The sequence below is a fragment of the Rosenbergiella collisarenosi genome (assembly GCF_018494085.1).
Lineage (GTDB): Bacteria > Pseudomonadota > Gammaproteobacteria > Enterobacterales > Enterobacteriaceae > Rosenbergiella > Rosenbergiella collisarenosi.
Genome location: NZ_JABBFP010000005.1, coordinates 64,969 through 78,625 on the forward strand (window position 1 = coordinate 64,969; position 13,657 = coordinate 78,625).

Genomic DNA, 13,657 nt, shown 5'->3' on the forward strand with positions numbered 1-13,657 from the left:
GCATGTCAACGAATTAAGAGGAGAAGAAAATATGCCATCTTTCGATATTGTTTCAGAAGTTGAAATGCCAGAAGTGAAAAATGCGGTTGAAAATGCGAACCGTGAGCTATCCACGCGCTTTGATTTTCGTAATGTCACGGCAGAAGTCACACTGAACGAAAAAAATGAAGAGATTACTATCAGCAGCGAGTCTGATTTCCAAGTACGTCAGATCGTCGATATTCTGCGTGAGAAGATGTTAAAGCGCGGTATCGAAGGTGCTGTACTCGACGTGCCTGAGGAGATTACTCACAGCGGTAAAAGCTGGAGCGTCGTGATCAAGATGAAAAAAGGCATCGAAACCGATGTGGCAAAAAAACTGGTTAAGCTAATTAAAGACGCCAAACTTAAGGTGCAAACGCAAATTCAGGGTGAGTCCTTACGAGTGACGGGAAAATCGCGAGATGACCTGCAAACGGCAATGGCAACCGTTAAAGCCGGTAATTTAGGACAACCCTTCCAATTTAAAAACTTCCGCGATTAAGCCTTAGTGCCACTTACCTGAAGGAGGTTCAGGTAAGTGGTAAAGAAGGGGAGGGGTTAACTTGCCGCGATGATCGCTTCTATATCTTGGCGATTTGTCGTTTTGCTATCAATTTTAATGTAAGCGGCATGCTCTTCAGGAATAAGGAGCACGTTGCTCACCCCCGGTGTGTTGCGTAAGCGCTGCTCAAGGGCAATCGGGTCACGGGTAGAGTGGATAACGACACGCAGACTACTCACGTAGGGCGGTTCTTGCATCGTCATGCTAACCAGCAACCATACGATAGCGATTCCTGCACCCAGCAAAAAGACAGCTTGTGCGTCGATATGTTGAAACACCCATCCACCGACGCTTCCGCCAATCGCCACTCCAAGAAATTGACTGGTCGAGTAAATACCCATAGCCGTACCCTTATAACCGGGAGGGGACTCTTTGCTAATCAAAGAAGGAAGAATGGCTTCCATTAAGTTGAAGGCGAAGAAGAAGAGTTGTACGCCAACGACTAATGTCCAGAAATGCGTACCTGCTTGCCATAGCACCAATTCTGCGACGATAAGTAAGGCTACACAGCTGACAAAAACTAGCTTCATCTTACGCTTAACTTCCGCAATGATGATAAACGGGACGACACCAACGAATGCAATGAGCATGGTCACCAAGTAAACTTTCCAATGTTCAGCTGCAGGAAAGCCAGCTTGTTCGAACTCACCGGGTAAGGCCACAAAGCTCGACATCAATAGAATATGCAGGAACAAAATCCCCGCATTAAGCTTTAGCAGCTTCGGATTCGCCAAGACCTTGCGAAAACTGCCCTTTACCATGCCAGACTCGCGATTCAGCACATGCTCTTGTGTTGAAGGGACGATAACAAGTGTGATGATGATACCGAGCGTAGCGAGTACGGCAATCATCCAAAATAGAGCATGAAGGCCTAAGAGATGCGTAACGATCGGCCCTAAGACCATCGCGATGGCGAAGGTGACACCGAAGCTAATACCGATAAAGGCCATCGCTTTGGTACGATTCTGTTCACGTGTGAGGTCGGACAGTAAAGCCATTACAGCTGCGGCAATCGCGCCAGAGCCTTGCAATGCACGACCGAGAATAATTCCCCAAATAGACGTAGTGGTTGCGGCAACGATGCTACCGATGACAAACACCAGTAACCCGCCAACGATTAGGGGTTTACGTCCTACACGGTCGGAGAGCAGGCCAAAAGGGACTTGGAAAATGGCCTGCGCTAAGCCATAAATGCCGATGGCTAACCCAATAAGTCCTTCCGTCGCGCCTTGCAACGCCATGCCATAGGTAGTGAGCACCGGTAATACCATAAACATGCCAAGCATGCGTAATGAGAACACGGTTCCCAGCCCCCAAGTTGCTCGTAACTCGAGCGGGGTCATTTTATTATCGTTCATGACAACCTCTAATTTAATTCTGGTTATAGTCTAAGGAGTTGTTTGGGTTGGGTAAATGAATAGATCTTAAGCTTAGGTAACAAAAAGAAAAGGCGCGAAATTCGCGCCTTTAGAGCTAAATTAGAGATTAGCGCACGTAAGTGAGGAGGTCGGTTGAGCCCGGTCCCATGAAGTCGACTGACATCATGACACTTAACGCGGTGATAGCGACGATAGAGAAGACGAAAAGCTTACGCGCCCAAACCCGATCGTCGTTTTCTGATTTATAGCCTGAGAGGGCCATACCTAGCCACCACAAGCTAACGGCCGCTGCGACGACGAGATACTTATAGCCAGCGTAACCGCCCAGAGAAAGCATTAGAGTCGCCACCATGAACGCGATGATATACAGCGTAATATGGTTTTTAGCGACGGAGATACCTTTAACAACAGGTAACACCGGAATATTTGCCGCTTGATAATCTTTAAAGCGGAAGATAGCGATGGCATAAGAGTGAGGCATTTGCCATAGGCTAAAGATTGCAAGCAAGATCAATGCGCCCGCATCAAAACTGCCCGTGACGGCGCAATAGCCAATCACGGGAGGTGCGGCACCAGACAGACTACCAATCAACGTACCGTAAACGGAATTACGCTTCATATAGAGACTGTAGACACCGACATAAACCACAAAGCCCATCACCGCTAGCCACATCGCTAGCGGGTTAGCACCAAAGTAGAGTACCGCAAAACCAGCAATACCTAACAAGGTGGCGTACGCCAAGCTCACTTTTGTTGAAATGAGCCCCTTCACCAGAACTCGGTTTTTCGTTCTTTCCATCTTGTGGTCAATATCGCGGTCGATCACGTTGTTGTAAACACAACCCGATGCGACGACGAGAGAGACGCCAATCAGTGAAACGAAAAATAAGCGGAAGTCGATACTGCCTTTAGAGGCGAGTAAAAAACCCCCGATCACAGAAATTAAATTTCCGAAGATAATTCCTGGTTTTGTCACTTGTAGGTATTGCTTAATCATTACGAATAACTCAGTTAGTGGGGCATCATGTTGTAGTTAAGGTTCCACATGATCCAGAGCGAGCCCACGACAACAATCAAAATAATGATTGCTGAGAAGACGATAGCCACTAGGTTCCAACCACCTTCAGACTTACTGTCAAGGTGAAGGAAGTAGATCAAATGGACGATAACCTGAACTACCGCACAGATTACAACCACTGCGAGCGTAGTTGAATGTGCTGAACTTCCATCCATCACCATCCAGAAAGGGATTCCTGTCAGGATGATAGAAAGGATGAAGCCAATCATGTACGACTTCACGCTACCATGCGATGCGCCATGTTCCGTTGCTGAATGACTCATTACATGACCCCCATCAGATAGACAATGGTAAACACACAGATCCACACCACATCTAAGAAGTGCCAGAACAAGCTCAGGCACATGATACGAGTGCGGTTAGTTGGCGTCAGGCCACGCGTTGCGATCTGGAACATCAGGACTAGCATCCAAATCAGACCACAAGTAACGTGCAGTCCATGGGTACCAACCAAAGTAAAGAACGCAGACAGGAAGCCACTACGCTGAGGACCGAAGCCTTCAGAGATCAGGTGATGGAATTCGTTGATTTCCATCCCGATGAATCCTAGACCGCAGAGGAACGTTAATACTAACCAAGCATTGACCGTTCCTTTATTACCTTTATTCATGGCGATAACTGCCATGCCGTAAGTAATAGAGCTTAGGAGGAGTAGGGCAGTCTCACCAAGAACATAAGGCAGTTCAAAGATGTCGTGTCCTGCAGGGCCTCCAGCGGTGCTGTTCATCATTACTGCATAGGTTGCAAACAAGGTTGCAAAGATAATGCAGTCACTCATCAGGTAGATCCAGAAGCCAAAAATCTTATTGGCTCCTGCATCGTGATGCCCATGCTCTCCATGGGCGTCGTGGTGTTTAGATAGAGAAGACATTATTTCACACCTGCTTTGCTAAGTTCTTCAAAGTGTTTGTTCTCAATCTGTTCGATTTCTTCAACGGTAACGTAGTAATCCACGTCTTCGTCAAAGCTCTTGATGATCCAGCTCGCCAAGATTCCAACAAAAGAGACAACCGCCAACCACCAGATGTACCAGATCATCGCGAAGCCAAAGATAGTTGCGAAGGCAGCGATAACCACTGCAGCACCACTATTTTTAGGCATATGAATTTCTTCATAGTGCGCAGGTTTCTTGTAGGCTTCACCTTTTTGCTTCATTTCCCAGAATGAGTCACGCTCATTGATTTCTGGAATTACCGCAAAGTTGTAGAACGGAGGTGGAGAAGAGGTTGCCCACTCAAGAGAACGACCACCCCATGGATCCCCAGTCAGGTCACGATTCAGTTCACGGTCACGGATAGAGACGTAGAACATAATCAGCTGGCAAAGGATACCCAGTGCAATCAGGCCTGCACCACACGCTGCCACGACAAGCAGTGGGTGGAACTGTGGATCGATGTTTTGGCTTAAACGACGGGTCATACCCATGAAGCCTAATGCGTACAGCGGCATAAAGGCAACGAAGAAGCCGATGATCCAGAACCAGAAAGAGCGTTTGCCCCATTTCTCGTCTAGCTTAAAGCCGAAGGCTTTCGGGAACCAGTAGGTCACACCCGCCATACAACCGAAGACTACACCACCGATAATCACGTTATGGAAGTGAGCAATCAGGAATAGACTGTTGTGTAAGACGAAGTCAGCACCAGGAACCGCTAATAGAACACCCGTCATACCGCCGACCGAGAAGGTCACGATAAAGCCGATGGTCCACAGCATAGGTGCAGTCATCTCGATACGACCTTGATACAGCGTAAACAACCAGTTGAAGATCTTAACCCCTGTTGGGATTGCGATAATCATTGTCATGATACCGAAGAAGGCATTGACGTTGGCACCCGACCCCATCGTGAAGAAGTGGTGTAACCAAACGATAAATGACAGTACGGTGATCGCAACCGTTGCCCACACCATTGAGGTGTAACCAAACATGCGTTTTTTAGCGAATGTCGCAGTAACTTCAGAGAAGACACCGAACACAGGAAGCACAAGGATATAAACTTCTGGATGTCCCCAAACCCAAATTAGGTTCACGTACATCATCATGTTACCGCCCATTTCGTTAGTAAAGAAATGGAAGCCTAAGTAACGATCAAGGGTCAACAGCGCTAAGGTAACAGTCAGTACTGGGAACGCCGCGATAATCAGAACGTTGGTACACAGAGCTGTCCAAGTAAAGATTGGCATCTTGAACATGGTCATGCCAGGGGCACGCATTTTCAGAATCGTGACGAAGAAGTTAATCCCAGTCAGTGTCGTACCAATACCTGAAAGCTGTAGACTCCAAATCCAGTAGTCGACCCCTACGCCTGGGCTGTATTCAGCACCCGACAGAGGAGGGTAGGCCAGCCAACCGGTCTGTGCGAACTCGCCCACACCCAGTGACAGGTTTACCAAGATGACACCGATTGCCGTGAACCAGAAGCTTAAGTTGTTAAGGAATGGGAAGGCAACATCACGCGCACCGATTTGCAGCGGGACGGCAATGTTCATCAGACCAACAACGAAAGGCATCGCTACGAAGAAAATCATAATCACGCCATGCGCGGTAAAGATTTGGTCGTAGTGGTGCGGCGGAAGGAAGCCTGCTTCGCCAGCTGAAGCAAGAACCTGCTGGCTGCGCATCATGACGGCATCGGCGAAACCACGCAGTAACATCACGAAAGCCATGATGCAGTACATGATACCGAGTTTTTTGTGGTCAATAGAGGTAAACCACTCTGTCCACAGATACTTCCACTTACCGTAGTAAGTGATGGCGGCAACGAGTGCCAGACCAATCAGGATAATAGCGGAGATGGTCACCATGACGATTGGTACGTCGAGGGGAACCGCCGCTAATGTTAATTTTCCTAACATGATTATTCCTCTGCTCCGGCTGAAGCGGTGTGATTCATGTCCATACCAGCGTGAGCAGGCATGTTCATTTTTCCGTGGCTAGACATAAACTTGTCGACAACTTGTGTAAACAGTTCAGGATTAGCATTTGAGAAATATTCCACTGGATTGTTTTCGCTCGGTGCAGCCACCTTCTCAAACTGATCCATGGTAGTCAGCGTATTAGGTGCAGTCTTGACCTTGTCTACCCACTGCTGGAATTCAGCGTTAGTGTTGGTGGCAATGGCTTTAAACTTCATACCAGAGAATCCACGACCACTATAGTTAGACGAGATACCATCAAAAGTGCCTGCTTCGTTCGCAATCAGGTTCAATTGCGTTCTCATTCCAGCCATCGCATAGATTTGGCTACCCAGGGTAGGGATAAAGAACGAGTTCATCACAGAGTTTGATGTGATATTGAAATGCACCGGAGTGTTAGCTGGGAAAGCAATCTCGTTAACTGTTGCAATACCTTGCTCAGGGTAAATAAACAGCCATTTCCAGTCTAAAGCAACGACATCAATTTCGACAGGTTTTACATCGGAAGCGATAGGTTTGCTCGGTTCTAGAGAGTGAGTACTTTTCCATGTCAGCACGCTTAAGAAGACAATGATCAGGATTGGAACAGTCCAGACTACCGCTTCTACTTTATTAGAGTGTGACCAGTTAGGTGAGTATTTAGCGTTTGTATTCGATGCCCGATACTTCCAGGCGAATGCAATTGCCATGAAGACTGCTGGAATGACGACAATCAACATCAAGCCGAAGGCTGTCAGTATTAGTGAACGTTGCTCCAGTGCAATCTGACCTTTAGGATTTAAAAGTGCACTATCACAACCACTCATGAGCAGAGTGGCTGAAAGTAGTGACAAAATCCCCAAACTATTTTTGTATTTCTTGAGTCTCATTTAACGACCTCAATGACAAAGGGCTGTATTGTCGTTTAAGTGTATCTGTATTTTACGGTAACGTTGGGGTAGTGTAAACCTGCTTGAGGTTCTGTCAGTAAAGTGTAGATGGTTATTTGAGACATTTAACAAAATTTATTAACCCATGGAAATTATCAACACCATCAATTAGTTGGCCTTAATATAACAAAAGCCTATTGATAGCCTGTTTTCATTATTCCTTCTGCTATAACTACGCAGTTTGCGTATCATTTGCGTAACATAAAAAACCATATCTTGTAGCATTCAGTCATATTTACCTAGTGAGTTTGCAGCCAGTCACTCACTAAACAAGCAATAAACAAATTTTTCGATAAATGGAATTATTCCTAATAATAAAAAAATAAGCATTTTATGTCGCTTTTTTCCGCGCAGCGACATCCAATGCAACTCCCAGCAGCGTGGCTATCGCCGCAATACCAATTCCATAACCTAACAAGGGTTGTGTCATCGGCAATTCAGTTAACTTCAGTAAACCGGTAACGACCATCAAGATTAACCCGATTCCTGCGAGCGTTGTGCCGAATAAGAAGAGCTTGGTGGTTAATGAATAGTAACGAAAGTATTGCGTTCGGGCGACAAACGGAGTCTCTTGATTGAGACTCAGTAACGACGATTTAGCAGCACGTAATAACAGTAAACCAGGCAGCGACGCAACGACTGTAAAGGCATAAAAGCCGGACCAATGCCAGGAGTCGACCAGCCAACCGGCGATAGGGCCGACATAGACACGTCCCACCGCGCTAAGTGCTGAGAGAAGGGCAAACTGCGTTGCTGAAAAACGCCGATTACATAGCGACATCAAGAGGGCTACCGCCGCTGCGGTTCCCATGCCCCCGCACAAGTTTTCAATAAACACCGCAGTACCCATAGACCAGAGATGGCTAGGGATCACCGTGAGCACCCAATAAGCCAGATTACTCACGGCTTGGGCTATACCAAATACCATTAGGGCCCGATACAGACTCCACCTTCTCATCAGCGCCCCGCCGTACAAGGCTCCGATGATAGTCGCAATCAGTCCTAGTGATTTATTTATTAATCCTACGTCGCCAGCACTGAACCCAAGTCCGCGAATGAGGAACGATGTACTTAACGCCCCGGCAAAGGCATCGCCTAGCTTATAAAAAATGATAAGCGTAATCATTAACCAGGCATTGTTACGCTGAAAAAAATCCTTGAGTGGGTCGACGACGGCGTGGCGCAGCGAAAGTGGGGCCGTGGCCGCTTGTGCAGGCTCTTTGGCCAGCAATGAGCCGATAAGTCCGAGGGACATCAGGCCAGCCATCAGAAAGTAGGTATGTTGCCAACCGAGGTAGCGGTCCGCCAGCCAGAGTGCCAGTCCACCCGAGACAAGCATGGCGAGACGATAGCCCAAGACAGTGAGGGCTGCGCCACTACCACGCTCTTCAGCAGAGAGAACATCCGTTTTCCATGCATCGAAGACAATATCTTGTGACGCTGAACAGAAAGCGATCGCGACGGCGAGTAAAGCGAGTGAAAATAATCCCGAACTGGGATTAATGGTCCCCATTGCCGCTATGAGTAAGACCAGCAGTAATTGGCTAGCCACTAACCAGCCTCTGCGCCGACCCACGATAGGGAGAGAATAGCGATCCATTAGCGGGGCCCAGAGGAACTTGAAGACATAGGCCTGACCTACCATAGAAAAAAAGCCAATCGTTTTAAGGTCAATATTTTCGACGGTCATCCAAGCCTGTAACGTCCCCGAGGTAAGTGCGAGAGGAAGGCCGGAAGAAAAACCGAGTAGTAATAATACTGCGGTACTACGGGAGAAAGTGACTAATCGTAGAGGTAAGGTCATGATGAATGGCTGTATGCAGAAAACATACAGCCATACTATCAGCTAGCGAGCGTTTTGTTTAATAAACTCGTGAATTGAAGTGTCGTCTGCCATATCACTAATCACGTCGGTCAACGCGCTGTTTACCGCGGAGGTAATCTTAGCGTTAGTCGCGCTGAATGCTCCCTGAATGTTATTGCTCTGACGGTAAGTTTTCACCTGCTTATTACCGTTTTTCGCAGTAGCAATAATGGAGATATCAGCTTGGGTAGTGATGCTATAGCGGACATTACCTTGGGTAACCTCGGCATAAAGCTTATTCACAATAATTTGTAGGTCTACTGCGCCAGCCGGCCCGACCATATATCCGCGCGCTGTCATCTGCTTCTCTAATACTTCTTGGAGAAGAAAGCGCAGATCGCGAGAAGGGGTTAAGGTAACCAGTTGTCCGTCGCGGTTAACTTTAGCCAGTGCTTGATCGGTACGCTGATCTGCACCATTAATACTAATTGTTACACCCATCAAGCTCGGATCTTGCTGAGGTAAACGAATCTGGGGGGTTACATCGATGGTGTTGCTTGGGGCTGCGCAACCCGCTAGTAAAAATAAGGCCAGTAAGGGGAAACCAAATTTTTTCAGAAGAGCCATGAATTTGCCACTCGAATGTTCATATTAAATTAAACCGCCAATGCGGTACCGTCACTAAAATAGCACGTTTTTTTTTCGTAAAAGTAGTATGTAACAAGAAATAAACGCTACAATTTATTTAAGGTCATTGGATGCCTTAATAGCGAGGGACTTATTATGATACGCGAGACGATTGAAGAAAAATTATTTCAGGCTTTTTCACCTATACATCTTGATGTACAGAACGAAAGTTATCGCCACAACGTAGCGGCCGGATCAGAAAGCCACTTTAAAGTAATTATTGTTTCTGATCACTTCGCGGAGCAGCGTTTTCTTGCACGGCACCGTGCCATCTATAGCATCCTTACCGCGGAGCTAGCGGGCGGCGTACACGCTTTAGCGTTACATACTTATACCCCTAAAGAGTGGGCAGGCCTGCAAGACACCGTTTTATCATCACCGGACTGTCGCGGTGCAGGAATGATTGCTTAAAATTAATGCAGATTTATTAGGCATGCACCCGATTTGTCTCAGAATGTGCCCTTAATTGATAAAATTTACGCAGAATCCTCCCTCGAAACCCTGCCAAATCTCGACTCATATCCTCGATGCCGCTATAATGCGGCGTCTATTTTTCCAGAATGTCTTCGTGACGCTTCTGGTAACAGGGATGTTGTTTAAGCCGTATCAACATAATTTGTTGCGGAACAGCAAATCTTTTTCCTGTTCATTATGAAGCTAATCGAGCACGTGATTTTTTGAGGTAACAAGATGCAAGTTTCAGTTGAAACAACACAAGGCCTAGGCCGTCGCATTACCATGACTATCCCTGCCGACAACATCGAAGGTGCGGTGAAGAAAGAACTGGTTGATATCGCGAAAAAAGCGCGTATTGATGGTTTCCGTAAAGGCAAAGTCCCGATGACCATCATCGAAAAGCGCTATGGTGCTTCTGCGCGTCAGGATGTTCTGGGCGAACTTATGTCTCGTCACTTCATCGATGCGATCATTAAAGAGAAAATCAACCCAGCTGGCGCGCCGAACTATGTACCCGGCGAGTACAAATTGGGCGAAGATTTTACTTACTCTGTCGAATTCGAAGTCTACCCAGAAGTTGAATTAAAAGGGCTAGAGAACATCGAGATCGAAAAACCGGTTGTTGACGTCAACGATGAAGACATCGATGCCATGCTAGACACGCTGCGTAAGCAACAAGCAGATTGGAAAGAAACTGCTCAAGCCGCTACGGCTGAAGACCGCGTAACTATCGATTTCGCGGGTTCTGTCGACGGCGAAGAGTTCGAAGGCGGAAAATCTTCTGACTTCGTCCTTGCGATGGGTCAGGGTCGTATGATCCCAGGCTTTGAAGAAGGTGTTGTCGGCCATAAGGCTGGTGAAGAATTTACTATCGACGTTAAATTCCCTGACGACTATCACGCTGAAACCCTGAAAGGGAAAGACGCTAAATTCGATATCGTTCTGAAGAAAGTTGAAGAGCGCGAATTGCCGGAATTAACTGAAGAGTTTATTCAACGTTTTGGCGTGGCGGACGGTTCCGTTGACGGCCTACGCGCTGAAATCAGCAAAAATATGCAACGTGAGCTGAAAGGTGCCGTGCGTAATCGCATCAAAACTCAAGCTATCGACGGCCTATTAGCTCAAAACGAGATCGACGTTCCAGCAGCGTTAATCGACGGTGAAATCGATGTGCTACGTCGTCAAGCCGCTCAACGTTTCGGTGGTAACGAGCAACAAGCGTTAGAACTGCCACGCGAGCTATTCGAAGAGCAAGCTAAACGTCGCGTCATGGTTGGCTTATTACTCGGCGAAGTGATCAACACTAACGAGTTAAAAGCGGACGAAGAGCGTGTTAACGCGATGATCGCCGACATGGCTGCTGCGTACGAAGATCCACAAGAAGTGATCGAGTATTACAGCACCAATAAAGAGATGATGAACAACATGCGCAACGTTGCGCTAGAAGAGCAAGCGGTTGACTTCATCTTAGAAAAAGCAAAAGTTACCGAAAAAGCTGCGAAGTTCCAAGAACTGATGAACCAACCAGCTTAAGACGTAATAGATTAACGATTGAATTAGGCTCGTGATCGCAAATCACGGGCCTTTTTTTGTCGTACCCCCTTGAAAAGAATTTTCTGAACCGCAGTAATCTACTTCGCGTATTAATAAAAACCTTGTTATGCTTGAATGAATGTAAAATACGCTGAATTAATGGCTGCTGTTACTTAAAGCGACAAGCGTTGCTCAAGAAATTTACCCAGGAGATGGTTTATGTCATACAGTAATCAACCCGAAATGACGCCTGCCCAAATGGCACTGGTTCCCATGGTTGTCGAGCAAACCTCGCGCGGCGAACGTTCTTACGATATTTATTCACGTTTATTAAAAGAACGCGTTATTTTTATGACCGGTCAGGTTGAAGACCATATGGCAAACTTGATTGTTGCGCAGATGCTTTTTCTTGAGGCAGAGAACCCTGAAAAAGATATCTATCTTTATATCAACTCACCGGGTGGCGTGATCACCGCGGGGATGTCCATTTATGATACGATGCAGTTTATTAAGCCTGACGTAAGCACCATCTGTATGGGACAAGCCTGTTCTATGGGTGCGTTCTTATTAACAGCTGGAGCAGAAGGTAAACGCTTCTGCTTACCTAATTCACGCGTCATGATCCACCAACCTTTGGGCGGTTACCAAGGTCAAGCCTCTGACATCGAAATTCATGCGAAAGAAATATTGAAAGTAAAACAGCGTATGAATGAGTTAATGGCTAAACATACGGGTAAAACCCTTGAAGAGATCGAGCGTGACACTGAGCGGGATCGTTTCCTGTCTGCCGCGGAAGCCGTAGACTATGGCTTGGTCGACTCCATTTTAACCCATCGCCAATAGCGGCGAGGGCGATACTGTAATACCAAACGCCGAGCATCAACCCTAAGAGTGATGCTGGCATTGATAACACTGAGAAGAGGCTAACTGATGACTGATAAGCGCAAAGAGGGTTCAGGTAAATTGCTGTACTGCTCTTTCTGCGGCAAAAGCCAGCATGAAGTACGTAAGCTAATTGCCGGACCGTCAGTGTATATCTGTGATGAATGTGTTGATTTATGCAACGACATTATTCGTGAAGAGATAAAGGAAGTTGCTCCGCATCGTGGGCGCGATTCACTGCCAACTCCCCGCGACATCCGCACGCATCTCGATGATTACGTGATTGGGCAAGAAAAGGCGAAGAAAGTCCTTTCTGTTGCGGTTTACAACCACTACAAACGTCTGCGTAATGGCGATACCGCTAATGGTGTTGAGCTAGGCAAGAGTAATATTTTACTGATCGGTCCGACCGGAAGTGGTAAGACGCTGCTCGCCGAAACGTTGGCACGGCTACTCGACGTACCGTTCACTATGGCAGATGCAACAACACTGACTGAAGCGGGTTATGTGGGTGAAGATGTCGAAAACATCATCCAGAAATTGCTCCAGAAGTGCGATTATGACGTAGAGAAAGCGCAACGCGGTATCGTTTATATTGATGAGATTGACAAAATCTCACGTAAGTCAGATAACCCTTCCATCACACGCGACGTGTCGGGTGAAGGGGTTCAACAAGCCTTACTGAAACTGATCGAAGGCACTGTTGCTGCTGTACCGCCGCAGGGTGGACGTAAACATCCGCAACAAGAGTTCTTACAAGTCGATACGTCCAAAATTCTGTTTATTTGTGGCGGTGCATTTGCTGGCTTGGATAAAGTGATCGCTCAGCGTGTTGAAACCGGCTCCGGTATTGGTTTTGGCGCGAAAGTTAAAGATCCGTCGAAGAAAGCGGCAGAAGGCGAGTTACTTGCGCAAGCTGAGCCGGAAGACTTGATTAAATTTGGCTTAATCCCAGAGTTCATCGGGCGCTTACCGGTTGTTGCTACCCTTAGCGAGCTGAGCGAAGAAGCGTTGATTCAGATTCTGCGTGAGCCTAAGAATGCATTGACCAAGCAATATCAAGCACTCTTTAATCTTGAGGGCGCAGAGCTAGAGTTCCGTGAAGAGGCACTGGTTGCTATTGCTGAAAAAGCAATGAGCCGCAAGACGGGTGCTCGTGGGCTACGCTCGATCGTGGAAGCCGCGTTACTCGAAACGATGTATGAACTTCCTTCTATTGAAGGTGTTGAAAAAGTCGTCATCGACGAAAATGTTATCGCAGGTACTTCAGAGCCGATGTTAATTTATGCTAATCAAGAGGCGCAAGCTTCAGGCGAGTAATTAGTAATAAAGTTAACGTGATACATCTATAAAGGGGAAATTACATTTCCCCTTTATTTTTCTCACCGTTAGACCGTTGAATATCTTAATATC

The 13,657-nt window shown here is 46.8% G+C and carries 13 protein-coding genes; 5 read left to right on the top strand and 8 right to left on the bottom strand.

The genetic code is table 11. The features are described 5' to 3' along the window. Positions 1-31: 31 nt before the first annotated feature. Complete coding sequence (locus tag HGT70_RS09715; protein WP_214195782.1) at positions 32-523, top strand: YajQ family cyclic di-GMP-binding protein; 492 nt, start codon at positions 32-34, stop codon at positions 521-523. 56 nt (positions 524-579) lie between these two features. On the opposite strand, the gene HGT70_RS09720 is transcribed toward HGT70_RS09715, so the two are convergent. The 8 genes from HGT70_RS09720 to HGT70_RS09755 form a co-directional block, all read right to left on the bottom strand. Next, the gene (locus HGT70_RS09720; protein WP_071434435.1) at positions 580-1,941 is read right to left on the bottom strand and encodes an MFS transporter; all 1,362 of its coding nucleotides are present in this window, start codon (positions 1,939-1,941) and stop codon (positions 580-582) included. Between the two features lie 127 nt (positions 1,942-2,068). Beyond that, complete coding sequence (gene cyoE, locus HGT70_RS09725; RefSeq protein WP_071434437.1) at positions 2,069-2,959, bottom strand: heme o synthase; 891 nt, start codon at positions 2,957-2,959, stop codon at positions 2,069-2,071. A 14-nt stretch (positions 2,960-2,973) separates the two neighbouring features. Next, positions 2,974-3,303: a cytochrome o ubiquinol oxidase subunit IV gene (locus tag HGT70_RS09730; protein WP_071434439.1), complete on the bottom strand. Its 330-nt coding sequence runs from the start codon at positions 3,301-3,303 to the stop codon at positions 2,974-2,976. Then, on the bottom strand, positions 3,303-3,911 hold the full coding sequence (locus HGT70_RS09735) for a cytochrome o ubiquinol oxidase subunit III (protein WP_071434441.1): 609 nt from the start codon (positions 3,909-3,911) through the stop codon (positions 3,303-3,305). Before HGT70_RS09735 ends, HGT70_RS09730 begins: the two co-directional genes overlap by 1 nt. Continuing rightward, positions 3,911-5,893, bottom strand: a complete 1,983-nt coding sequence (gene cyoB, locus HGT70_RS09740) for a cytochrome o ubiquinol oxidase subunit I (RefSeq protein WP_071434443.1) — start codon at positions 5,891-5,893, stop codon at positions 3,911-3,913. The genes HGT70_RS09735 and cyoB overlap by 1 nt, the downstream gene beginning before the upstream one ends. A gap of 2 nt (positions 5,894-5,895) precedes the next feature. Further along, complete coding sequence (cyoA, locus tag HGT70_RS09745) at positions 5,896-6,822, bottom strand: cytochrome o ubiquinol oxidase subunit II (RefSeq protein ID WP_071434445.1); 927 nt, start codon at positions 6,820-6,822, stop codon at positions 5,896-5,898. A 391-nt stretch (positions 6,823-7,213) separates the two neighbouring features. Further along, positions 7,214-8,686 carry an AmpG family muropeptide MFS transporter gene (locus HGT70_RS09750; protein ID WP_214195727.1) on the bottom strand — a complete coding sequence of 491 codons (1,473 nt, stop codon included), beginning with the start codon at positions 8,684-8,686 and terminating at the stop codon, positions 7,214-7,216. Between the two features lie 42 nt (positions 8,687-8,728). Next, positions 8,729-9,313, bottom strand: a complete 585-nt coding sequence (locus HGT70_RS09755) for a lipoprotein (protein WP_071434449.1) — start codon at positions 9,311-9,313, stop codon at positions 8,729-8,731. 156 nt (positions 9,314-9,469) lie between these two features. On the opposite strand from HGT70_RS09755, the gene bolA reads away from it, so the two are divergent. From bolA to clpX, 4 genes are all read left to right on the top strand, one after another. Beyond that, positions 9,470-9,784: a transcriptional regulator BolA gene (gene bolA / locus HGT70_RS09760; RefSeq protein WP_071434451.1), complete on the top strand. Its 315-nt coding sequence runs from the start codon at positions 9,470-9,472 to the stop codon at positions 9,782-9,784. 279 nt (positions 9,785-10,063) lie between these two features. Then, positions 10,064-11,362 carry a trigger factor gene (tig, locus tag HGT70_RS09765; RefSeq protein ID WP_071434453.1) on the top strand — a complete coding sequence of 433 codons (1,299 nt, stop codon included), beginning with the start codon at positions 10,064-10,066 and terminating at the stop codon, positions 11,360-11,362. Between the two features lie 219 nt (positions 11,363-11,581). Then, positions 11,582-12,205: an ATP-dependent Clp endopeptidase proteolytic subunit ClpP gene (clpP, locus tag HGT70_RS09770; RefSeq protein WP_071434455.1), complete on the top strand. Its 624-nt coding sequence runs from the start codon at positions 11,582-11,584 to the stop codon at positions 12,203-12,205. An 87-nt stretch (positions 12,206-12,292) separates the two neighbouring features. Continuing rightward, positions 12,293-13,564: an ATP-dependent protease ATP-binding subunit ClpX gene (clpX, locus tag HGT70_RS09775; protein WP_214195728.1), complete on the top strand. Its 1,272-nt coding sequence runs from the start codon at positions 12,293-12,295 to the stop codon at positions 13,562-13,564. Positions 13,565-13,657 lie beyond the last annotated feature (93 nt).